Origin of the sequence: Pseudomonas sp. HMSC067G02, assembly GCF_001813485.1 — a bacterium.
Classification (GTDB): domain Bacteria; phylum Pseudomonadota; class Gammaproteobacteria; order Pseudomonadales; family Pseudomonadaceae; genus Pseudomonas; species Pseudomonas aeruginosa.
This window is the reverse complement of record NZ_KV812632.1, coordinates 1-20,649: the sequence shown is the minus strand read 5'-3', so window position 1 is coordinate 20,649 and position 20,649 is coordinate 1. Positions and strand designations below refer to the sequence as shown.

General features: G+C 67.3%; 20 protein-coding genes. 5 read left to right on the top strand and 15 right to left on the bottom strand.

Features of this window, described 5'->3' with window-relative positions:
• The first annotated feature begins 251 nt into the window (after positions 1 to 251).
• Positions 252 to 989: a hypothetical protein gene (locus HMPREF2914_RS03985; RefSeq protein ID WP_049320941.1), complete on the top strand. Its 738-nt coding sequence runs from the start codon at positions 252 to 254 to the stop codon at positions 987 to 989.
• 9 nt (positions 990 to 998) lie between these two features.
• On the opposite strand, the gene HMPREF2914_RS03980 is transcribed toward HMPREF2914_RS03985, so the two are convergent.
• The 3 genes from HMPREF2914_RS03980 to hchA all read right to left on the bottom strand — a co-directional run bounded on the left by HMPREF2914_RS03980 (position 999) and on the right by hchA (position 2,960).
• Positions 999 to 1,349 carry a DUF7079 family protein gene (locus tag HMPREF2914_RS03980; protein ID WP_023092116.1) on the bottom strand — a complete coding sequence of 117 codons (351 nt, stop codon included), beginning with the start codon at positions 1,347 to 1,349 and terminating at the stop codon, positions 999 to 1,001.
• A gap of 66 nt (positions 1,350 to 1,415) precedes the next feature.
• The gene (locus HMPREF2914_RS03975; protein WP_022580183.1) at positions 1,416 to 1,829 is read right to left on the bottom strand and encodes a thiol-disulfide oxidoreductase DCC family protein; all 414 of its coding nucleotides are present in this window, start codon (positions 1,827 to 1,829) and stop codon (positions 1,416 to 1,418) included.
• A gap of 255 nt (positions 1,830 to 2,084) precedes the next feature.
• Positions 2,085 to 2,960, bottom strand: a complete 876-nt coding sequence (gene hchA, locus HMPREF2914_RS03970; protein WP_003086519.1) for a glyoxalase III HchA — start codon at positions 2,958 to 2,960, stop codon at positions 2,085 to 2,087.
• Between the two features lie 171 nt (positions 2,961 to 3,131).
• Between hchA and HMPREF2914_RS03965 the strand changes: the two genes are divergently transcribed.
• Positions 3,132 to 3,863, top strand: coding sequence for a PA1136 family autoinducer-binding transcriptional regulator (locus HMPREF2914_RS03965; RefSeq protein WP_023980774.1), 732 nt, complete (start codon positions 3,132 to 3,134; stop codon positions 3,861 to 3,863).
• Between the two features lie 6 nt (positions 3,864 to 3,869).
• Here HMPREF2914_RS03965 and HMPREF2914_RS03960 read toward each other — a convergent pair whose 3' ends face one another.
• The gene (locus HMPREF2914_RS03960; RefSeq protein WP_023980775.1) at positions 3,870 to 4,856 is read right to left on the bottom strand and encodes an NAD(P)H-quinone oxidoreductase; all 987 of its coding nucleotides are present in this window, start codon (positions 4,854 to 4,856) and stop codon (positions 3,870 to 3,872) included.
• A gap of 145 nt (positions 4,857 to 5,001) precedes the next feature.
• Here HMPREF2914_RS03960 and HMPREF2914_RS03955 point away from each other — a divergent pair, with 145 nt between their 5' ends.
• Both HMPREF2914_RS03955 and HMPREF2914_RS03950 read left to right on the top strand, forming a co-directional pair.
• On the top strand, positions 5,002 to 5,877 hold the full coding sequence (locus HMPREF2914_RS03955) for a LysR family transcriptional regulator (RefSeq protein ID WP_003082301.1): 876 nt from the start codon (positions 5,002 to 5,004) through the stop codon (positions 5,875 to 5,877).
• A 90-nt stretch (positions 5,878 to 5,967) separates the two neighbouring features.
• On the top strand, positions 5,968 to 6,816 hold the full coding sequence (locus HMPREF2914_RS03950) for a CAP domain-containing protein (RefSeq protein WP_023092113.1): 849 nt from the start codon (positions 5,968 to 5,970) through the stop codon (positions 6,814 to 6,816).
• A 97-nt stretch (positions 6,817 to 6,913) separates the two neighbouring features.
• Here the strand turns inward: HMPREF2914_RS03950 and HMPREF2914_RS03945 are convergent, their stop codons facing one another.
• From HMPREF2914_RS03945 to HMPREF2914_RS03925, 5 genes are all read right to left on the bottom strand, one after another.
• Positions 6,914 to 7,750: a bifunctional allantoicase/(S)-ureidoglycine aminohydrolase gene (locus tag HMPREF2914_RS03945; RefSeq protein WP_003086528.1), complete on the bottom strand. Its 837-nt coding sequence runs from the start codon at positions 7,748 to 7,750 to the stop codon at positions 6,914 to 6,916.
• 136 nt (positions 7,751 to 7,886) lie between these two features.
• Positions 7,887 to 8,789, bottom strand: coding sequence for a LysR family transcriptional regulator (locus tag HMPREF2914_RS03940; protein ID WP_003109090.1), 903 nt, complete (start codon positions 8,787 to 8,789; stop codon positions 7,887 to 7,889).
• Between the two features lie 165 nt (positions 8,790 to 8,954).
• Positions 8,955 to 9,671, bottom strand: a complete 717-nt coding sequence (locus HMPREF2914_RS03935) for a UTRA domain-containing protein (RefSeq protein WP_003086532.1) — start codon at positions 9,669 to 9,671, stop codon at positions 8,955 to 8,957.
• Positions 9,672 to 9,752: 81 nt separating this feature from the next.
• Complete coding sequence (locus HMPREF2914_RS03930) at positions 9,753 to 10,406, bottom strand: HAD family hydrolase (RefSeq protein ID WP_023092112.1); 654 nt, start codon at positions 10,404 to 10,406, stop codon at positions 9,753 to 9,755.
• Between the two features lie 67 nt (positions 10,407 to 10,473).
• Positions 10,474 to 11,808, bottom strand: a complete 1,335-nt coding sequence (locus HMPREF2914_RS03925) for an MFS transporter (RefSeq protein ID WP_003140556.1) — start codon at positions 11,806 to 11,808, stop codon at positions 10,474 to 10,476.
• Positions 11,809 to 12,301: 493 nt separating this feature from the next.
• Between HMPREF2914_RS03925 and HMPREF2914_RS03920 the strand changes: the two genes are divergently transcribed.
• Positions 12,302 to 13,204, top strand: coding sequence for a LysR family transcriptional regulator (locus tag HMPREF2914_RS03920; RefSeq protein WP_003109086.1), 903 nt, complete (start codon positions 12,302 to 12,304; stop codon positions 13,202 to 13,204).
• A 4-nt stretch (positions 13,205 to 13,208) separates the two neighbouring features.
• Here the strand turns inward: HMPREF2914_RS03920 and HMPREF2914_RS03915 are convergent, their stop codons facing one another.
• The 6 genes from HMPREF2914_RS03915 to HMPREF2914_RS33065 form a co-directional block, all read right to left on the bottom strand.
• Positions 13,209 to 14,390 (bottom strand): iron-containing alcohol dehydrogenase, encoded by a 1,182-nt coding sequence (locus HMPREF2914_RS03915; protein ID WP_021264449.1) that lies wholly within the window; start codon positions 14,388 to 14,390, stop codon positions 13,209 to 13,211.
• A 101-nt stretch (positions 14,391 to 14,491) separates the two neighbouring features.
• Positions 14,492 to 15,982, bottom strand: coding sequence for an APC family permease (locus HMPREF2914_RS03910; RefSeq protein WP_003109081.1), 1,491 nt, complete (start codon positions 15,980 to 15,982; stop codon positions 14,492 to 14,494).
• 259 nt (positions 15,983 to 16,241) lie between these two features.
• The gene (toxA, locus tag HMPREF2914_RS03905; protein ID WP_023092111.1) at positions 16,242 to 18,158 is read right to left on the bottom strand and encodes an exotoxin A; all 1,917 of its coding nucleotides are present in this window, start codon (positions 18,156 to 18,158) and stop codon (positions 16,242 to 16,244) included.
• 310 nt (positions 18,159 to 18,468) lie between these two features.
• Positions 18,469 to 19,248: an ATP-grasp domain-containing protein gene (locus HMPREF2914_RS03900; protein ID WP_023092110.1), complete on the bottom strand. Its 780-nt coding sequence runs from the start codon at positions 19,246 to 19,248 to the stop codon at positions 18,469 to 18,471.
• Between the two features lie 27 nt (positions 19,249 to 19,275).
• Entirely contained in the window at positions 19,276 to 19,644 is a 369-nt protein-coding gene (locus HMPREF2914_RS03895; RefSeq protein ID WP_003082340.1) for a DUF2195 family protein, read from the bottom strand.
• Positions 19,645 to 20,071: 427 nt separating this feature from the next.
• The coding region (locus HMPREF2914_RS33065) for a calcium-binding protein (protein ID WP_218189152.1) at positions 20,072 to 20,649 on the bottom strand (578 nt) is incomplete at its 5' end.

Genomic DNA, 20,649 nt, shown 5'->3' with positions numbered 1-20,649 from the left:
CGGCGAACACAGGAAATCCCGATCCTGGGACGCCAGCGAGGGCAAGGGAAACTACCGGAATTCACAGGTTCGACGAACGGTCGCGGCAACGCCGGCGGGCGGCGTGATGTCATAATGATGCGACCCGTGCGCCAGTCGGGTATCCTTGCCGGCCTCTCAACGTTGTTTCCTAACGATATTTTCCTCCTGTCGCGAGCAAAGGGATTTCAATGACGCCCAGAAAAGGAAAGCTACCTGCCGTGCTCGCCTGCATGGCATCGCTGGCGGGCTGCAACATCAACCCGGCGAACCAGGGCTCGGTCTCGTCCTGGTTCTCCATGCGCGCCGGCGATCCGCCCAGCTTCGTCACCGGCGTGGTCGGCTTCGAGAACACCGGCAGCAACGACCCGTCCACCCGCCTGACCCTGCGTTTCCGCGATCCCGCCTCCAAGACCCATGCGGCCCACGTCACCACCTCGTCGTACTCCGAGCTGTTCAGCCTCGCACTGACGCCGCGCTACTACGAGCTTTACGAGTTCGAGGTGAGGTACCTGTCCTATACCGTCACCCGCGAGACCGGTGCGTACGAGGAGCGCTGCGAGGCCAACGGCGAGGCGCTGGAGAAGACGGTCCAGAAAAGGAAGCGCAGCGTCACCCACACGGCGGTGAACGTGGAGTCCAACTGTCGTTCTACGCCGCTGACCAAGACCGACTACTACTACGAGACCTATACCTCCAAGCCGTTCTCCGCGCCGTTCCGTGCCGAGAGCTTCGCCACCAACTACATCGGCGACTTCCGCGTGCAGTGCAGCTACAAGGAGAAGAAGGGCAAGACCCTCGTCGATAGCTGCCGTCTCAACTACGGCGCCGTCAGCCGCGATCGGGTGGACGCCTGGGTGGCGCAGATGAACGAGGCAGACAAGGACAAGCGCGAGCCGCTGCCGCCGGTACGCCAGCAGGCGGTCGACACGAAGAAGGCCGGCAAGCTCATCCATTCGGTATTTCGCTGAGGCGCTCGCTCAAAGAGCGCCGGCGATCGCGCGCCAGGTGTCGGCGTATCGCCATCGCAGCCAGGCGATCAGGCAGCGCTCGTGCCAGCGTCGCAGGGCGCTGCTCCTTTGCCGCGCCAGGCGTCGCTCGATGGCCTCTTCCAGCCAGGCCTCGTCGAAGGCGGTCCATACCGCCGGAGCGGGGCTGAGCAGGTTGCCGTGGCAGACCGGCGCCACCTCCTCGAAGAACAACCGTTCCAGCAACGCCGGGTCGACGCCCTTTATCCGCCGGGCGATATCCTCGGGCTCCAGGAGAGTGTCGACGAAGGCGTCGGATAGCGCGTGGCGCAGTCGTCGGCGTTGGCTCGGGTCAAGGGCCATGGCAGGTATGGGTCCGCAGGCTGGTGCGCAGGCAGCATAACCCGCCACGGCCAGCGCGGAGAGGCGTCAGGCTCGACGGGGACGCCAGGAGCGACGACGGAGGGGCGGGCGCTGGCGGCCGAACCAGCGCCAGCGGTTGCGCCGTAGCGCCTCGTGGCACTCGTCGCGCAGCCAGGCTGGCAGCAGGCGCAGCCAGCGCAGGTGACGCCAGGGGCCCGGCAACAGGCGCAGCACCTCGAGCAGGGCATCGTTGTCGTCGCAGGCATAGGCGCCGTCGACGAACAGCCAGGTGTCGAAATGATCGGGTGCCAGCCCGAACCAATCGAGAATCGCCAGGCCTTCGGCGGACTGCGCGGCAAGCAGCCTCAGCCGGTGGTCGGCGCGGCGTGCCAGGAAACCGCTCCAGAGCGTGCAGAAGCGGCAGTGCTGGTCGTACAACACGACCTTGTCGCCGGGCTGGAGGTACGGCGGCAGTGACATGAGGGGCCCCCTTGGGTTCGGCTTTGTGCGCAAGCCCGGAACCGTAACGGCGGGAAGGGAGGACGACTAGTCGGTGTGCTGTCAGAGTTTTCTTTCTGTGCGGTCATCGATTCGTCTTTCGCCGGACGGCGCCGGGCAACGCGCCATTCCTCTTCCTGAAGGACGATGCTGCGCCTGCCCGGTTTAAGTTCGATGACGCCGGGACGAGCGGGAGATGTCCCCGTCCGTGGAGCACGGACGGGGCGCCGCGGGGAATCAGCGGGCGAACGCTTCGAGAAGGGTCTTGGCGGCCAGCTTGCCAAGGTTGTTGGAGGCCAGCGGGCTGTCGCCGGTGAGCAGCTTGCGGTCGCGGTGGACCTGGCCGGTGATGCCCTTGTTGAGGATCTTCACCCCGAGCTTCTGCAGGTTCTCGCCCACCAGCCAGGGCAGCGGGCCCGGCATGTAGCCGATCTCCAGGTTGGCTCCGGTGTCCAGGGCGTCGGGGAACACGCAGATCTCGTAGCCCTTGAACGGGTAGTCCTCCGGCTTCTCCTCGACCGCCGGTGCCAGCAGGCAGGCCGGACCGTGGCAAAGGGTAATGATGTAGCGGTCCTTGGCGAGGAAGGCATTGAGCAGCCGTTTCACCTCCCGGCTGTGCGGAATGCCCGCCAGCACGCCGTGGCCGCCGGGAACGAACACCGCGGCGTACGGCGAGTCGTCGGCGACGGCCTGCTCCAGGAGGTCGGCGAGCTTCTGCGGCGCTTTCAGCTTGGGCAGGTACTTCGCGTAGATGCTCTTCACCGCCTCGTCCTCGCCGGGCATCGCCCACATCTCCAGCTTCACCGGGTTGCCGGAGAGCGTGGCGACATCGAACTCGAAGCCGGCCTTGTCCAGGTGGTACATCGGCAGGAGCATTTCCACCGGGTGGTTGCCGGTGGAGAACATGCTGCCGTTCTGCATCAGGATGTAGCGTTCGTCGGTACCGATCATCAGCACCTTCTTGCCGCCCTTGTACGGGGTCGGGTAGTCGGCGCCGTCGAAGTCGGTCTTCGCCGAGGTGTACTGGCTCAGGGAATAGGGCGAGGGAAAGAACGCGTTGTGCTCGGCGTGGTCGGGCGTCGGGGTTCTGCTGGTATCGCGCTCGTTGCTCATGGCTCGTTCCTTTCTGCGTGATGGAGGTCGCACCAAGACCATAGGCGGGGTCGCCGGCCGGCGAAATAGGGGAAATCCCCTAACCCACGATCGGTCGCCTGAGGGTTTTCCCCTATGGGCTTTTGCCGGCAAGCCGGGGATCATGCGGGAAAAGCCAGGAACGCCCGCGCCATGACCGACTACGCCAGCCTTCTCTTCGACAGCGTCGCCCGGCTGCGCAAGGCCGCTACCACCGAGGCGGTCTGCCGCGAGATGGTGGAGTTCGCCGCACGCCTGGGCTTCGACCGGGTGATCGTCTGCAGCCTGTTCCCCCGCCCCGGCGAGGACGAACTGATCGACGAGCTGTTCTTCGTCCATGGCGACTGGGCCGAGGGGCGCAGCGCCCAGGAGCGCGACGCCTATCTTCTGCACTGTCCGGTCACCCGGCACATCCTCGAACTGGACGAGCCGTTCTTCTGGTCGAAGAGCCCCTCGGAGGATCCCGCGCGCATGACCTACCGCATCGTCCGTGGGGTCCGCGACCTCGGCCAGGTCAATGGCATGCAGGTGCCGGTGTTCGGCCGCAACGGCCTGGAGGGCGCGGTGTCTTTTGCCGGCGAGCGGCTGGACCTGGATGCCGGTTGCAAGCTCGCCGCCCAGGCCTTCTGCCCGATCCTGTTCTTCGCCCTGAAGCGCCTGCGCGGTCCCGTGCCGGCGGGCGATGCGCAAGCGCTCAGCGAGCGCGAGCGGGAAGTCCTGCAATGGATCGCCCTGGGCAAGCAGCAAGCGGAGGTGGCGGCGATCCTGATGATTTCCGAGCGCACCGTGGAGAATCACCTGCGTGCCGCCCGCCGCCGTCTCGGCGCGGCGTCCACCGCCCAGGCGGTGGCGCGGGCGCTGCGCCTGGGCGATATCGAGGTCTGAGCGGCCTCAGGGAGCGGACGTGAGGACGATCTTGCCGATGTGCTGGCCGGAGTCCATCAGTTCGTGGGCCTGGCGCGCCTGTTCCAGAGGGAAGGTGCGGAACACTTGCGGCCGGACAGTGCCGGCGCGCACGTGCGGCCAGACCTGGCGCTCCAGTTCGGCGATGATCGCGCCTTTCTCGTCGTGGCTTCGCGAGCGCAGGGTCGAGCCAAGATGGACCAGGCGCTTGCTCAGCATCGGGAACAGGTCGACTTCGGCGGCCTTGCCCTTGATCACGCCGATCTGCACGATCCGTCCGTTCATCGCCGCCGCCTGATAGTTCCGCGTCACATAGTCGCCGGCAACGATATCGACGATCACATCGACCCCGCGACCTTCGGTGCCGCGCAGCACTTCCTCGACGAAGTCCTGCTCGGTGTAGCCGATCGCCACGTCGGCGCCGAGGCGCAGGCTGGCCTCGCGCTGGGCCTCGCTGGAGATCGTGGTGAAGATCTTCGCCGCGCCGAAGGCCTTGCCCAGCATGGTCGCGGCGGTGCCGATGCCGGAGGCGCCACCGTGGACCAGCAGCGTCTCGCCGGCCTTGAAGCCACCGCGCTGGAACAGGTTGACCCAGACGGTCATGAAGGTTTCCGGCAGCGCCGCCGCTTCCTCCATGCCCAGGCCGTCGGGCAGGTGCAGGGTGGTGCGCTCGTCGGCCACCGCGAACTGCGCGTAGCCGCCGCCGGGAATCAACGCCATCACCGCCTCGCCGACGGCGAAGCGGCTGACCTCGCTGCCGACCGCCCGCACCGTGCCGGCGATCTCCAGGCCGGGAATGTCCGAGGCGCCGGGCGGCGGGTCGTACACGCCCTTGCGCTGAAGCACGTCGGGACCGTTGACGCCGGCGGCGCGGACTTCGACCAGGACCTCGCGCGGGCCGGGCGTCGGCAGCGGCCGGCTGGTCGCCACCAGTACCTCGGGGCCGCCGGGCCGGGCGATCTCGATGGCGGTCATTCGTTCGGGAAATCGGTTCGTGCTGCTCATCGCATGCTCCTGGGAAAATGGTTCGGACCTGATTCGCATGGTAATCAGCGCGGATGCCGTGGTCGCGCAGCGCTTTTTCATTAGACTGATGCGAAAATGCATCAGGAAAACCGCCATGAATTGGGACGACACCCGCGTCTTCCTCGCGCTCTGCCGCGAGCACACCCTGCGCGGCGCCGCCCGCGCGCTTCACGTCGACCAGGCCACGGTGGGCCGGCGGCTGGCGTCGCTGGAGGCGGCGCTGGGCTCGACCCTGTTCCTGCGCACCTCGTCCGGCTACCTGCTGACCCCGGCCGGCGAGGCGGCCTTCGAACTGGCCGAGAAGATGGAACGCTCGGCCCTGGAGTTGCTGCGGCGGACCCGCGGGATGGACCACCGACTGTCCGGCGAGGTGCGGTTGTCCACCACCGACTCCCTGGCCGTCGACTTCGTGCTACCCGCCCTGGCCCGCCTGCACCTTGAACACCCGGATATCCGCGTGCTGCTCGACAGCGCTTCGGCCGTGGTCGACCTGCCCAAGCGCGAGACCGACATCGCGATTCGCACCCTGCGGCCGGAAAATCCCGATTTGATCCTGAGAAAACTCGCCAGTTGGCCCATGGGCCTGTTCGCTTCCGCGGACTACCTGCGGCGCAACGGCGTACCGGTGCCCGGCGAGCGTTTCCGCGGCCACGACCTGGTGATGTACGAACCCTATTGGCACAGCCAGCGCGAACTGACCCTGGGCGGCGAGCCGATCCGCGACGGCCGGGTGGTCATCGCGGTGAATTCCAACATGATGGTGCGCCAGGCCCTGGCGCGTGGCCTGGGGCTCTGCGAGCTGCCGCTGTACATGGGCGAGCGCGACGGACTGGTGCGGGTCTGGCCGCAGCGCGAGCGACGCCGGCCATACGAGGTGTGGATGGTTACCCACAAGGACCTGCGCCACACCGCGCGGGTCCGCGCGGTGATCGAGCGGTTGGTGGAGGCGTTCGCCGAAGCGCCGGCCTGAGCCTGCAACGCCGGCGCCGGGTTCCGGTCGAATGCGGCGGCGCGCCGCGGAATCGCGCATCATAGGCGCCATCAGATCGAGGAGATTTCCATGGCAATCCCAAGCATCCCGCGTTTGGCCGTACTGACGCTCGGACTGGCGCTCGCAGCGGCCGCCAGTGCCGCCGACGAGGCGCAACTGGTCGAGGCGATCAACGCCTACCGTGGCCAGGTGCAGTCCTGCGGCGGGCAGGCCAGCGGCGAACTGCCGCCGCTGGCCGCCGACCCGCGCCTGGCCTTGCCGGTGAATGCCACTGGCGACCTGCAGCAGGCGATGGCGCAGGCTGCCTACCCGATGGTCAACGTGCAGTCGATCAGCCTTTCCGGGCCGCGCGATGCCGGCGCGGCGATGAAGGCGCTGCAGGAAAGCTTCTGCCGCGTGGTGCTCGACCCGCAATTCGTCGACGTCGGCGTCAGCCGCCAGGACCGCGACTGGCGCATCGTCCTCGCCCGGCCATTGCTGCGCGGCGGCATGGGCGATTGGCAGGCGGAAGGGCAGAAGCTCCTGGAACGGATCAACGCCGCCCGCGGGCAAGCCCGCCAGTGCGGTGGCAAGCCCTACGCAGCGGCCCAGCCGCTGGCCTGGAACGCCACCCTTGGCGGCGCCGCCGAAGCGCATTCGCGGGCGATGGCCAACGGCAACTTCTTCGACCACCTCGACCGCGACGGCCGCACCCCCGGCGACCGCGCCGAGCTGGCCGGCTACAGCGACGGGCTGATCGGCGAAAACATCGCCGCCGGCCAGGACGGGGTGGACAAGGTGGTCGACGGCTGGCTGGCCAGCCCGGGTCACTGCGCCAACCTGATGAACCCCGGCTACCGCGAGCTGGGCGCTGCCTACGCCACCGATCCGAAGAGTGACGCGGGAATCTACTGGACGGCCATGTTCGGTTCGCCCTGAAGTCCTCCGCGCCCGGAGCTGACGACGGGCTGGGCGCCTTCCGCAAACGAAAAACCCGGCGCCATGGCGCCGGGTTCCCTTTCAGCCTGTCCCGCCCTCAATGCGGCGCATTGAGAGTCAGGCGCATGTGCCGGTTGACGTCCTTGTACAGCAGGTAGCGGAAGCGCCCCGGGCCGCCCGAATAGCAGGCCTGCGGGCAGAAGGCGCGCAGCCACATGAAGTCGCCGGCCTCCACCTCGACCCAGTCCTGGTTCAGGCGGTACACCGCCTTGCCTTCCAGCACGTACAGGCCGTGCTCCATCACGTGGGTCTCGGCGAAGGGGATCACGCCGCCCGGCTCGAAGTTGACGATGTTGACGTGCATGTCGTGGCGCATGTCGCTCATGTCGACGAAGCGGGTGGTGCTCCAGCGGCCTTCGGTGTCCGGCATCACCAGCGGCTGGATGTCCTGCTCGTTGGTGACGAAGGCTTCCGGCAGCGGTACGCCGTCGACCTTCTGGTAGTGCTTGCGGATCCAGTGGAAGCGGGTGTGCTGGCCGGTGGTATTGCGCACCTTGTAGTCGGCGCCCGGCGGAATGAAGGCGTAGCCGCCCGGCTGCATGGCGTGGACCTGGCCCTGCAGGGTCAGGCTCAGCTCGCCTTCGACGACGAACAGCACGGCCTCGGCGTTGGGATCCTGCTCCGGTTTGTCGCTGCCACCGTTGGGCGCCAGTTCGACGATGTACTGCGAGAAGGTCTCGGCGAAGCCGGACAGCGGGCGGGCGATCACCCACATGCGCATGTTGTCCCAGAACGGCAGGTGGCTGGTGACGATATCGCGCATCACCCCCTTGGGAATCACGGCATAGGCTTCGGTGAACATCGCCCGGTCGGTGAGCAGCTCGGTCTGTGCCGGGTGCCCGCCGTGCGGCGCGTAGTAGCTGGACTTGGACATGGAGCGTTTCCTCGTTGTTGTCTTGCTGCCGGCTCACGCGCCGCCGGAGCGAAACGGGCGGGCGCGAGCCGTTGCTGACGGCAACGATATCCAGCGCCTGGCGCATGCACAAATTAAATGTTGGAATCCAGTATATTCATTTCTCGAATGCGGGCCGGCTCCGGGTATCTTCCGCCAGCACCCGCGACAGCACGCGCGCCAGCGCCTTCACCATCGGATCCGCCGCCGGCCGGTGCAGCAGCGCCACTTCGAACACGTCCACCGCCGGCAGCCCGGCGTTCTTCGGCAGCACCGCATGGCCTGCGCTCACCGCGCGCAGCGGCAGCAGGCCGATGCCCATGCCGTCGGCGATGGCCGATTGCAGGCCGCTGAGGCTGGAACTGGTGAAGCTGATGTGCCAGCGCCGGCCGACCGCTTCCAGGGCGGCGATCATCTCGTCGCGGTAGACCCCGCGCGGCGGGAAGGTGACGATGGGCAGCGGGTCGAGGTCGATGCAGGGGTTCCTGGCGCTGTCCACCCAGCATGTCTTTTCCGGCCAGCAGGCCAGTGCCTCGCGGCTGGCGCGGCGCTGCTTGAGCAGCACCAGGTCCAGTTCGCCGCGGTCGTAGCTGGCGCTGAGGTCGCGGCTCATGCCGCTGGTGACTTCCAGCTTGACCTGTGGATAACGCCGGTTGAAGGCCGCCAGTCGCTCGGTGGTGCGGCCGGCGGCGAAGTCGTCCGGCACGCCGATGCGCACCGTCAGCGCCACCGTGGCGCCGGACAGCGCCTCGGCCAGTTCGTCGTTCAGCGCCAGCAGGCGACGGGCGTAGCCGAGCAGCGTATCGCCGGCGTCGGTCGGCAACACGTCGCGGTTGCCGCGCTCCAGCAGGCGGTGTCCGGCCATTTCCTCCAGGCGGCGAACCTTCTGGCTGACGGTCGACTGGGTCGAGTGCAGGCGCGCGGCGGCAGTGGTGAAGCTGCCGCAGTCGGCCACCGTGACGATGGCGCGGAGCAGGTCGAGGTCGAACAGGCGGCTATTCGATTTTTCACTGTCGCTCATGGTCGTATCGCATTTTCGAATGTCGTCGCCGCTTTTAGCAGGCCGTGCCGTCAGCGGCAACCGCTCAGCGTCGACGCAGCGTGCCCAGCGGTCGACCAATGCGCTGGAAGCGGCGGGAAACCCGCCAGGCGGTCATGCATGCGCCAGGAACAGGACTGCGGAGCGCTACTCGGGCACCTCGACGTTGACCTGTAGCGCGTCGTGGCGCCAGTACTCCAGGTCGCAGTCGATCAGGCGGCCCGCCTGGTCGCGGTTGACCCGCACGATCTGTAGCGCCGGGCTGCCCACCGAGACCCGCAGCGGCCCGGCGGCCTCCGCCGGGAGGATGGTCGGGACCATCTCGAAGCGCACCCGGCCGTAGCGGATGCCGTAGTGGTTGGCGTAGAGATCGGTCAGCGAGCGAGTCAGGTCGAAGCGCTCGATGCCGGGAAAGTAGGCGGGATTCAGGTAGTGCTCGACGTACAGCACCAGCCGCCCGTCGACCCGCCGCGCCCGGCGGATCTGGAACACCCGCGACAGCGCCGGCAGCTCCAGGCGCTGGCAGATGTCGACGCTGGCCGGGATCATCGCCGCGCCGAGCACCTCGGTCTCCGGCACCCGGCCCTGGTCGGCGACCATCGCGTGGAAGTGGCTGCGCACCAGCGGGTTGTACAGCAGCCGCTGCGGCGAGACGAACCAGCCGCGGCGTTCCTCGCGGTAGATCAGGCCCTGGTCCTCCAACTGGCCGAGCGCCTCGCGCAGGGTGATGCGGGTGGTCGAGAACAGCTCGCTCAACTGCCGTTCGCTGGGCAGCTTGCTGCCGCGCGCGAGCAGGCCGCGCTCGATCTGCTCGCGCAGGGACTGGTAGATCACCGTCAGGGGTCGGGACGGCTCGTCGCGCATATCGACGCTTCTCCGCTGGGGCTCCGGGGGGCTACAGGGTAATGCTTCCGGGCCGCCGGCGGTATAGCGCGGCGCGCCTTCTCAGCGCCATTCCAGCACCGGCCAGCCGGCCTCGCGGGCGTGCCCGAGCAGCGCCGGGTCGGGGTTCACCGTGTGCGGCCGGTCGACCCGCGAGAGCAGCGGCAGGTCGTTGCGCGAGTCGGAATAGAAGGTCGCGCCGGCCAGCGTCTCGCCCTCCTGGGCCAGCCAGGCGTCGAGGCGACGGACCTTGCCCTCGCGGTAGGTGAGGGTGCCGCGGGTGCGCCCGGTGTAGAGGCCGTCGCGCTCCTCGATATCGATCGCCAGCACCTCGTCCACCCCCAGCTGGCGGCCGATGGCGCTGACCAGGAAGTGCGCCGAGGCGGAGATGATCAGCAGGCGGTCGCCGGCCTGGCGGTGGCGTTCCAGGCAGCCCAGGGCGTCGGCGTGGATGCGCGGCGCAACGATCCGCGCGACGAAATCCTCGACGGCGCCGGCGATCTCCGCCGGGGTGCGGCCGGCGATGGGCGCCAGGCTGAAGTCCATGTAGTCCTCCATGGCCAGCCGGCCCTCGGCATAGAGTTCCATGAGGCGGCGTTCCTGGTGCAGGAAGGCGGTCTTCTCGACCCAGCCCAGTTCGGTCATGTAGCGCCCCCAGAGGGTCGCGCAGTCGCCGTCGATCAGGGTGTCGTCGAGGTCGAAGAGGGCAAGTGGCATAGGCGGTTCCTTGTTCGCTAGGGATTGGCCCGGCGCGCCTGGCGCCGGGCGGTGGTTCGGAGAGGTTTCAACGCGGCTTGCCGGCCGCCAGCAGCGGCCCGCCGGCATGCGCCTTCGGTTCGACGCGGCGCGCGCCCGGCCGGCTGTTCCAGAACGGCACCAGCAGCAGGCTGGCGAGCAGCGCGGTGGCGGTGAACACGAAGAACACCGTGAGGGTGTCGAAGTAGCCCGGCAGCAGGCCGCCGAGGATCGCCCCGACCGAGCCGCAGCCGTTGACGAAGCCGGTGGCGGTGCCGGCCGCCTCGCTGGTGCCGAAGTCGATGGCGGCGGCGCCGCTGATCATCGAGTCCGGCCCGTAGAGGGTGACGCCCATCATGAACAGCAGGCCGACCACCAGGTACAGGCTGCCGCTCTGCATCGCCGGGACGAACAGCGCCAGGCTCAGGGTCAGCGCCGCCAGGCTGAGCACGCAGGCCGGCATGCGGCGGGCGCCGAACAGCTTGTCCGAGGCCAGGCCGATGAGGATCGGCCCGGCCAGCCCGGCGACCTCGAAGGCCGAAGGCACGATGGCCGAGGCGACCTTGCCGATCTCCGGCATGCGTTCGTAGATGATCACCGGGCCCCAGAGCAGGATCGCGTAGCGCGCCGGCTTGAGCAGGAAGTAGGCGATGCCGAGGACCAGCACGTGGGGATTCCTGAGCGCCTTCAGCAGGGCGCCGGAATGGCTCGGCCGGGGCGCGTTGGCGGGGGGCGCGGCCTCGGCCTCCACGGGCGGCAGGCCGACGTCCTGCGGACGGTTGCGCTGGAGGAAGAAGAACAGCACGGCCACCGCCAGCACCACTCCCGCCGAGGACAGGAAGGCCATGCGCCAGTCATGCGTCAACCGGTAGGCGCACCAGCCGGCGAACGGCGTCGCCACCAGCCCGCCGAAGGCGTAGCAGGTACTCCACAGGCCGAGCACTCGGCCTCGCTCGTAGGTGGCGAAGAAGGCGCCGATGTTCTTGCACAGCCCCGACCAGCCGGTGGACTGCGCCAGGCCCTGGACCACCATGCAGGCGGCGAAGATCGGCAGGGTGGCGAAGGTACCCATCGCCAGCGCCGCCAGCGCCGAGGTGAGCAAACCGCCGAGCACCACCACGCGGGTGCCGAAGCGGTCGGCGAACACCCCCCACATGAACTGGCCCACGGCGTAGGCGGCCAGGTAGAGGGCATCGAGATCGGCCATGGCGCTCTTGTCGAGTTCGAAGGAAGGGTCTTCGGCGATGCCGAGCTTGGCCACCGAGAAGGCCTTGCGGGTGAAGTAGAAGGCGGCGTAGGCCAGCCAGGTGATGACGAAGATCTGGATGCGCCAGCGCTGGAGCGATTGCCAGCCACGGTGCAGGGTACCGTTGTGGTTGTTCATGTGGGTCCCTATGGGTCTAGACAGTGCGGGGAGGTTGTTCTTGTTGTGCTGCTGCAAAGCTGTCCGGATGCATGGTCTAGGCCAGATGCCTTTTCCATGGCTTTTTTCGTGCGCAAGGTTGGCTGTCGACGCGCTCCTGCTCGGTCCTGCCGAGGCTGAGATGGATTGTGAAGGTGTGGCGGCGGTGCGTGGCGCCGATCCGGTCAGGCTGGGCCGGCTGGCGAAGGTCAATCTAGCACCGGGTATTTTTATGGTCTAGACCAAAAATAGAGCGAAACCATTCGATTTTTTCGAGGGATTGCCCGGTATTGGTGCGTTTTCTTGTCCTGATTGCACCTTTGGGCGGGACTTTTCCGCGTATTTTCAAGAAATTGGAATAGACCAGATTTTCGATGATGTGCCAGCGCCTCTGGCGCGTCGTGCGCCGCCGCTGGATGGCCGTGTGTCGCGGCGCTCGGCTAGACTGCGGGACCTCGCGCCGGATCGGACCGCCATGCTGAGAAACGTCACCGACCTAGACCTGCGTCTGTTGCGCATCTTCGCCTGCGTGGTGAAGTGCGGCGGTTTCACCGCGGCCCAGGCCGAGCTGAACATGAGCCAGTCGAACATCAGCATGCACATCGCCAGCCTGGAGAAGCGCCTCGGCTACCGGCTCTGCGAGCGCGGCAAGGGCGGCTTCCGACTGACCGCCAAGGGCCGCCGGGTGCTGGAGGCTTCGCGAACGATGTTCGACGCCATCGGCCTGTTTCGCGACCAGGCGCAGGCGTTGTCCGGACGTTTGGTCGGGGAACTGTACCTGGGCCTGGCGGACAATCTCGCGACCTTGCCCCAGGCCCGTTTCGGCGATGCGCTGGCGCGCTTCCAGCGGCGCGACCAGGATGTCCAACTGAACCTTTTCGTCAATTCGCCCACCGAGCTGGAACTGGCGGTGATCGAAGGCGAGCTGGACCTGGCGATTTCCTATTTCAGCCGTTCGCGGCCGAGCCTCGAATACCGCCCGCTGTATCGCGAAGAGATCGGCGTGTTCTGTGGCGATCACCATCCGCTGTTCGCCGAGGCGCAGCCGACCCTGGAGCGGATCGCCGCCTGTGACTGGGTGATGCACGGCTTCCTGCCGGAAAACCTGGTCCTGCCGCTACGCCCGTCGCGCAGCCGCGCCACCGCCTACCACATGGAAGCGGTCGCCCATGCCGTGCTGGCCGGCACCCACCTGGGCTACCTGCCGACCCATTACGCCGAAGCCTGGATCGAGCGCGGGCGGATGCGCGCGCTGTTGCCGGAGCGGCTGAGCTATCCGGTGGAGCACAGCATGATCGTCTATGCCGGGCGCCCCCTCAGCGAAGCCGCCCGCGCCTTCATCGACGACCTGCTGCAGGTCCACGGCCTGACGTCCTGAGCACTCAGGCGAGAGTCCCGGCCACCGCCTGGCGGTAGATGCGCGCATAATCCCGGGCATCGAGCGGCAGGGCGTTGGTCGCCGAGGAGGACAGGTCGGCCAGCGCCTGCTCGCCCACCCATTGCGCGTCCTCGCCGTCCAGGCCGAGGGCGGCGAGGTTCGCCGGGATGCCGATGCGCGCGCGCAGTTCGAGGATCCACGCCAGCAGGCCGTCGAAGCTCGCTTCGTCGAGTTCCAGGTAGCGCGCCAGGCGCGCGGCGTCGGCTTCTATCGCCGGGCGGTTGGCCAGCAGAACGTAGGGCAGCAGCACGGCGTTCAGCAGGCCGTGGTGCAGGTGATGGCGAGCGCCCAGCGGGTGGGCCAGGGCGTGGACCCCGCCAAGCCCCTTCTGGAATGCCACCGCGGCGCTGGCCGAGGCTACCAGCATGCCTTCCCGGGCGGCGAGGTCGTTGCCGTCGCGCACGGCGTTTTCCAGGTGCTGCCTGACCAGGCGCACGCCTTCCAGGGCGATGCCCGCCGACATCGGATGGTAGAGCGGCGAGAACAGCGCCTCCAGGTGATGGGTGAGGGCGTCCATGCCGGTGGCGGCGCTCAGCGCCGGCGGCAACCCGCGGGTCAGGCGCGGGTCGAGGAATACGCAGGCGGCCAGCAGCTCGCGATGGCCGACGACCCGCTTGATGCCCAGTTGCGTGTCGGTCAGCACCGCCTCGCGTCCCAGTTCCGAGCCGGTGCCGGCGGTCGTGGGCAGCGCCAGCAGCGGCGGCAGGCCGAGCAGCGGGTAGTCGGCGAGGGTCGGATAGCTGCGCAGCGTCTGTGTCCATTCGAAGCGTTCGAGGCCGTGCGGATCGCGGCTGAGCAGGGCGATACCCTTGGTCGCGTCGAGGGCGCTGCCGCCGCCGAGGGCGATCAGCGCGTCATGCCCGCCAGCCTCGAAGCGCCTGGCGCCGCCCTGGACTTCAGCGAGGCTGGGGTTGCTCGACAGTTCGTGGAACAGGTCATGGTCGATGCCGGCGCGTTCCAGGCACTCGCGCACCAGGCGCAGGGGCTCCAGGGCGAGCATGCCGGGATCGGTGACCAGCAGGGGCCGGCGTGCGCCCGCCAGCGCGCAACGCCTCGGCAGTTGTTCCAGGGCGCCGACGCCGCAGAGGATATCGGTGGGGTAGTTCCAGTAATGCAGGTCGCTCATGGCGATGCTCCGTGAAAGCAGGATGAGCCGGGCCCCGCCGGGCGCGAAGCCAGCGTGCGGGAACAACCGGAGGAGGCGCCGGAACGGCCGGCGCGTGCGGGTCAGTCCGCCGGCGGAGCGGCGAAGCTGAGGCTGGTGGCGATGCGCCGATGCGGCTTGGCGATGACCATGTAGAGCAGGCCGAACGCGGCCAGCGCGGAGAACACCACGACCACCGCCCAGACCTGGAACCAGGGCGCGTCGGGCGGGGCGAGGCTGGCCCGCGGCCAGGCGACGTTGAGCGCCTCGAACGACAGCCAGGCGACTGCCAGGACGTTCACCGCCAGCCCCGCGCGTCCCAGGCGCAAGGCGCCCTTGTCCGGGTCCCAGCGGCCGACGAGGCGGGCCCAGAGGGCGCAGGCGGCGACGATCAGAAAGACCACGAAGAAACCGCCGCTGCCGAACGCGATCAGCGTGCCGACCGCCGTGGCGTTCAGCCCCAGGGCCAGGCCTAGGCTGGCCAGCAGCGTGCTGCAGACCATCGCCGCCATCGGCACCTTGCGCCGGTCGACCCGGCGCAGCAGGGCGGAGCCGGGCAGGATGGCGTCGCGCGCCATGCCGAAGATCGCCCGGCCGATGTAGGTCTGCACCGACACCACGCAGGCGACGAAGGCGATCAGCACCACTGCGACGAAGGGCCGCTCGGCCCAGGCGCCGAAGGCGTCCACCACCGCCGGGGTGACCGGGTCGACCACCTGGCCGCTGACCACCGCGCCGATGTCCTGGTAGGACAGGGTCACGGCGAAGGCGGTGAGCATCACGGTGAGTCCCACCACCAGCATCGAGCGCAGGATCGCCCGGGGAGTGGAGACGCGGGCATCGGTGGTTTCCTCGGAAATCTGCGAGCAGGCGTCGAAGCCGAGGAAGGCCCAGCCGCCCACCGCCAGCGCGGTCAGCACGCCGTCCAGGTAGGCGCCGTCCGCACCGCCTGTGCCGCCCGGGCCGCTGAACAGCAGATCGAGCGGATGGTTGCGGAAGAACAGCAGCAACAGCACGCCGATACCGATGGAGGCGATGGCCTCGGCGACGATCCCGGCATTGACGAAGTACTTCAACGGGTTGATCCCCAGCAGGTTCACCGCCAGTCCCAGCGCCAGCAGCAGCGCGCCGCAGAGCACCTGGCCGTTGGCCGACGGCGGCGCGCCGGTCGCCAGCAGGCCGAGCCAGAAGCCACCGAGGTAGGCCACGGTAGTCAGCGAGGCCAGCGCCGAAGCCAGGTAGAGGAAGCCGGTGAACCAGGCCAGGCGGTCGCCCACCAGGCGCCGCACCCACTGGTAGCAGCCGCCGGCCAGCGGAAACTGCGAGGACAGCTCGGCGTAGACCAGCGCCACGCCGAACTGCAGCAGCAGGCACAGCGGCACCACCCAGACCCAGGAGGGGCCCATGCTCATGGCGCCGAGGGACATCACCGAGTAGATGCCCACCACCGGCGAGATGGTGGCGAAGCCGACGGAAAAGGACGACCACAGGCTCAGCCCGCGCTCCAGTTCCTGGCGATAGCCGTGGGCCGCCAGCAGGCGTTCGTCGCGGGAGGTATCGCGGAGATCAGTCATGGCGGTCTCCGGGCGAGCGCTGCGGGGAAGGGGAAAGGCGGATGCCACCGGTGCGATGGGTGAGCATGGAGAGTCCTCGTCGGCTATTGGAATTGTTATGGCCGCTTCCGGGACGAGCGAAAGCGTGGCAGACGCAGGTTAGGCGGATTATCTATCAGGATGAATTCATATTCGATTGGGCTGGCATCAGGAAAACCTGATGTATGGCCAGGCCCCGAGAAGGCCGGCTCCTGCGAAGGGAGCCGGCCGGTCGCGGCAGCTACTTCAGGTCCTCGCGCGACGGTTTGCCGGGCTGGCTGGCGTAGTCCGGCAGGGCGCTGATCGCCTGTTCCTGGTCGGGGATGCTGGACGGGTCGAGGTCGCCGCCGACGTTGCGCGGGTCGGTGGGGATCGCCGAGGGAATCACCACGGTGCGCTCGGCCAGCGGCCAGCCGAGGATGGTCTCCAGGCGCCCGCCTTCCTCCTCGGGGCCGGTGATGGCGTCCAGGCGCAGCGGCAGCGGATGGCCGATCAGCCGTTCGACCTCGCCCGCCGCCTCCGGCGCGGCCAGGGTCAGGCCGGTGCGGTAGAAGCCCGGCAGACTCGAGCGCGGCACATAGACCCGCAGCAGGGCACCGTTGCGGATCCGGCCGCGCGCGTCGGGTTCCTGGTCCTGGGCGTAGCCGTAGGCCAGCGCCGGATCGCCGGCGATATAGAAACCGCGCCAGATCGCGTCGAGGTCCTGGCTGCGCGCGCGCACCCCGCCGAAGACGATGCTTTGCGCCGCCTCGAGGAAGGTGCCGTGGTAGCCGACGAACACATAGCCGCGCTCCTCCAGTTGGCGGTGCGCCTGGAGCAGCCGCTCCACCGTCCAGTTCTGCGTGCCGCGGGTGCTGAAGCTGACGTCGCCACCGTCGCCGAGGAACTCCGCGCCAGTGGGATAGTTGCGCTCCAGCAGGGCGTCGCCGCTGTCCGCCGGGCCCGCGCATTCACCGGCGGCGACCGGGCAGGTCAGGCTCACCACGTCGGCGCTGGCCGCGCCGGCCTCGTCGTTGCCGGTGCCCTGCCGGACGAAGCGCTCGCTCTCGGCGGCGGCCAGGGTCAGGGCCAGACGGGCCTGCTCCGGCTGCTCGCGGATCGCTTCGCCCAGGTCGCCGCCGCTGCCGGGGCTGGCCAGGGCGTTGCGGATCACCTGGTCGACCTGGTTCCACGACAGCCGCGCCGCCAGGTAGAGGGCGACCAGCCGCTGCACCGGATAGCCGCACTGCTCCAGTTGTTCCCAGCCGCGCGGCTGGCGATGACGGGTGAAAGTCTCCAGCGGCAGGTGGCAAGCCTGGTGCGCGGTCAGCGCGGCCAGGCTGCCGCCCTCGGGGAAATGCAGGCGATGACTGATGACCGTGGGCTTGATGTCCAGGTCATGCTTCGCCGGGTTGCCGGCGAGCACCCGGTAGATCTTGCCTTCCCAGGTATCGTCGAGGCTGCAGCGCTGCTGGGCGAGGTAGTTGTAGACCCCGTCCAGCGGGTCGAGCAGGCACAACACCTTGCCGCTGGCCCATTCGCTCCAGCGCTTTTCCCGGCGCGGCTGGGCCTGGGCCATGACCACGCTGACCCCGGCATGGCTGATGGCGAGCGTCGGCTGCATCTCGTTGCTCTCGTGCGCCCTGACGAAGAAGGTGGCATCGCGTGCCAGCTTCGCCAGCAACTCGTCGCCCATCTCGATGGTGTAGATCGGCGACATGTGGCTGAGCTGGTTGCCGGCGTTCAGTTCGTGGATGAACACCTTGATGTTCGAAGGCTTCTCGTGGCCGATCGGCACCAGCCAGTTCAGCGACCAACTGCCGCGCGCCTGGCGCGTGTAGCTGTAGCGCACCGGCTTGTTCGGCTCGACGCCGCCTTCGAGGCGGATGGTCAGGCCGTCGCTGGTGATGCTGAGGGCGTTGTCGATGGCCAGCTTGAGCGCGTCGTTGCCGCCCTCCAGGACCATGGAGTAGTGCAGCACGCCCTGGCCGTTGGTGTCGGCGATGGCCGGGTCGACGCTCATGCGGCTGGAACGCACGCCGTCCTTGAGGTCGAGCACGCAGGCCTTGGCGCATTCGTTCCAGAGGTCGAAGGCTTCCTCGGCGGCGGACGCGAACGAGCCGCCGGCGAGCAGGCCGAGGCTGGCGACCAGGGGGATCCAATGGGGTATCAGGTGCATCGCGATGGCTCCTGTGATGGGTGAAGGATGAGGCTGATCGAGCGGTTGGTTTTTCTTGTCGGGCGAGCCGACGGAGAGCGGCGGGGCGTCTAGGGTGCGGGATGCGGGGAGGCTGGCGGGGAGCGGAAGAGGGCTTTTATGGGATTTATGAACTGGATTGCAGAGTGGAAGAAATATCCATGGGCGAGGGGATGGACAACCGTTCCTGGGCTTTGGATGAGAGTAATTGGTCGAGGCACTGGGCGAGTGACGAGCCCCCTCGGGATCGATCAAGGGGAGCTTGGTCGGGTTGGGATTGCAGCGGTTCCGACTATGCCTGTGCCAGCATCGCCGCGAAGCGTGCGGCGGGCCATTGCTTGCGGTCGGAGACCTGGCCATCGCCGAGTTCCATCAGGCGCAACTCGCCACTGGTCGACTCGACCACGTCGACGGAAAAGAACGGGCAATCGATACGTTGTGCCACCTGTTCCACTAGCGGCGGGACGGCATCGAGACGCCCGTGAGCGCGGCCGTGAAGAACGAAGTAGCGTTCCTCGGTTTCCGCCCGCAGCGCCTCGAACTCCCGAAGGCATACACCGCCTTCGATGGTGCCTCGATAACGCTCGATCGAATCGAGGACTTCCCGCACTTCCGCAGCATTGGTGGCCTTCGAGCCGCGCTGGGTGGTCAGGGATTTCACATGGTCCTTGACGAACCAGGCGCGCCACGGGCTTTGCGCCAGCACTGCCTCGAAGTCGGCGTTCCTGGACAGGAACAGGGTCGCCGGCGTGAGGTCCTCACAGAGCGGATACCACTCCGGCAAGTAATGGCAGTGCCGATATTGCTGTGGACTGGTCAGGGGCCGTCCGCCAGCGACGAGGATCGCGCCGTGCAGGCGAGCGTAGTTTTCCGGTGTGAGCATCCAGCCGCGATACAGCACCTGGGGGGTTGCCGGAAACTCCGGGCGGGCGCGGAAGCGTCCACTTTCCAGTTCCTCGTCGCAGAACAGCGAACAGGCCAAGCCTGCCGAACGGGCCGCGTCATATTCCTCGGCGAAGAGTTCATCGACCGCGTTGCTGCGGTCGGGGGCGGAGGGGTAAAGCAGGTGCATCGCGAACCTCGCTGGGTCGGTGGATGGTCATTCGGCGACGGCGCAACCAAGACGTACCACGAGCGTGCTGTCGGCCGCCAGTTGCGCATCCGCTGCCAGCGTTAGGGTACGGGCGCCTTCGTAGCGACCGTCGAGCAGACCTTCCTGAAGGACCTGTGCCTTCGCATTGGCATGCATGGCCAGCAGCCGATATCGCACCAGCGCTGAGGTACAGCCGCATTCGCCGGTGGAGCGCCGGGCCTCAAGGGTGAGTGGCAGGTGCAACTGGCCCTCCGCCGTGTGCGGTGCACCGAGCCGGGCGGCGAGGCAGGCGGAGAGGGCATTGTCGAGCGTCGCCGCGTCGGCGAATGGGGCGGCCAGGCAGAGGCTGCCGAGGAGCAGAGCTTTGGCGTCCATGTCGGGGTTCCGCTGGGGATGGAAAGGGCATCATGGCTGAGGTGGGTGGATATGTGGGGTTTTCTTGCACTACACCCTGATGTCTCTCTAGATCCTGCGCTCAAAGCCTTGCGGGCCTTTCGCGGGATCAGGCAGTCACCCAGGCTGGGATGCAGCCTTGATCTCATGAGCGTTGCGCAACTGCTCGGTCAGGCTTTATTTGCTGTCCGTGGGCGCAAGCGGGCTGGTAGTCAGAAAGCAGAGAGAGACGTTCAATGTAGTTTCGTAATACGGTATTGATCGGTCTTCTTTTGAGGGAGAAGGGGCTGTGCCGCAGTGATCGAGGCCGCAGGGCTACTTCTGTGAGTGGTTCGCCGAGACGAACAAAAAAGTATGTATTTTATCACTAACCGGCCTGCCCATAGGGCAGGCCGGTTAGTGAATAGTTTTACTGCCAGTTGGCAGCTATGATGACCTCTAGCTGTTGGCGTTGTTCTACCGTCATTTCTGATTCTCCTCCGGCGGGTACGCCAAACGACGACATGGCATTTACCAAGTTTTGTACTTGGCTTTCCAGTAAGGTTTTTCCATCGGCTGCGGTAAATTGGCTGATCTGATAGTTCTTGCCTGAATACCAATTGCTGATGCTGACCTTGTCGGATGCGCCAATCAAGTTGATTTCGAGATTATTTCCGTTCTTGCTGAACCAAAGTTTGTCTGCGGTTATGTTGTCCGTGAATTCCAGACGGTCCAACGCATTCGACTCGGTGTGGTAATTGTTAATGGTGTCTTGTCCCCAGCCATTACCTAGCTGATAGATGTCGTTGCCTGCGTCTCCTGCCAGATAGTCATTGCCTGACCCGCCAATCAAAGTATCTTCGCCGGCTCCGCCATATAACGTATCGTTACCATTATTTCCTTCGATTCGGTCATCACCATCCTCTCCATATAGGTAGTCACTGTCTGCTCCCCCTATGAGAGTGTCGTTGCCCGCACCGCCGTAGAGCGTGTCGTTGCCCTCATCAC

What these genes read in the sequence shown, in the direction of transcription:
- HMPREF2914_RS03985 (WP_049320941.1), top strand. Translation starts at nt 252, where the DNA reads ATGGCATCGCTGGCGGGCTGCAACATCAACCCGGCGAACCAGGGCTCG.
- HMPREF2914_RS03980 (WP_023092116.1), bottom strand. Translation starts at nt 1,349, where the DNA reads ATGGCCCTTGACCCGAGCCAACGCCGACGACTGCGCCACGCGCTATCC.
- HMPREF2914_RS03975 (WP_022580183.1), bottom strand. Translation starts at nt 1,829, where the DNA reads ATGTCACTGCCGCCGTACCTCCAGCCCGGCGACAAGGTCGTGTTGTAC.
- hchA (WP_003086519.1), bottom strand. Translation starts at nt 2,960, where the DNA reads ATGAGCAACGAGCGCGATACCAGCAGAACCCCGACGCCCGACCACGCC.
- HMPREF2914_RS03965 (WP_023980774.1), top strand. Translation starts at nt 3,132, where the DNA reads ATGACCGACTACGCCAGCCTTCTCTTCGACAGCGTCGCCCGGCTGCGC.
- HMPREF2914_RS03960 (WP_023980775.1), bottom strand. Translation starts at nt 4,856, where the DNA reads ATGACCGCCATCGAGATCGCCCGGCCCGGCGGCCCCGAGGTACTGGTG.
- HMPREF2914_RS03955 (WP_003082301.1), top strand. Translation starts at nt 5,002, where the DNA reads ATGAATTGGGACGACACCCGCGTCTTCCTCGCGCTCTGCCGCGAGCAC.
- HMPREF2914_RS03950 (WP_023092113.1), top strand. Translation starts at nt 5,968, where the DNA reads ATGGCAATCCCAAGCATCCCGCGTTTGGCCGTACTGACGCTCGGACTG.
- HMPREF2914_RS03945 (WP_003086528.1), bottom strand. Translation starts at nt 7,750, where the DNA reads ATGTCCAAGTCCAGCTACTACGCGCCGCACGGCGGGCACCCGGCACAG.
- HMPREF2914_RS03940 (WP_003109090.1), bottom strand. Translation starts at nt 8,789, where the DNA reads ATGAGCGACAGTGAAAAATCGAATAGCCGCCTGTTCGACCTCGACCTG.
- HMPREF2914_RS03935 (WP_003086532.1), bottom strand. Translation starts at nt 9,671, where the DNA reads ATGCGCGACGAGCCGTCCCGACCCCTGACGGTGATCTACCAGTCCCTG.
- HMPREF2914_RS03930 (WP_023092112.1), bottom strand. Translation starts at nt 10,406, where the DNA reads ATGCCACTTGCCCTCTTCGACCTCGACGACACCCTGATCGACGGCGAC.
- HMPREF2914_RS03925 (WP_003140556.1), bottom strand. Translation starts at nt 11,808, where the DNA reads ATGAACAACCACAACGGTACCCTGCACCGTGGCTGGCAATCGCTCCAG.
- HMPREF2914_RS03920 (WP_003109086.1), top strand. Translation starts at nt 12,302, where the DNA reads ATGCTGAGAAACGTCACCGACCTAGACCTGCGTCTGTTGCGCATCTTC.
- HMPREF2914_RS03915 (WP_021264449.1), bottom strand. Translation starts at nt 14,390, where the DNA reads ATGAGCGACCTGCATTACTGGAACTACCCCACCGATATCCTCTGCGGC.
- HMPREF2914_RS03910 (WP_003109081.1), bottom strand. Translation starts at nt 15,982, where the DNA reads ATGACTGATCTCCGCGATACCTCCCGCGACGAACGCCTGCTGGCGGCC.
- toxA (WP_023092111.1), bottom strand. Translation starts at nt 18,158, where the DNA reads ATGCACCTGATACCCCATTGGATCCCCCTGGTCGCCAGCCTCGGCCTG.
- HMPREF2914_RS03900 (WP_023092110.1), bottom strand. Translation starts at nt 19,248, where the DNA reads ATGCACCTGCTTTACCCCTCCGCCCCCGACCGCAGCAACGCGGTCGAT.
- HMPREF2914_RS03895 (WP_003082340.1), bottom strand. Translation starts at nt 19,644, where the DNA reads ATGGACGCCAAAGCTCTGCTCCTCGGCAGCCTCTGCCTGGCCGCCCCA.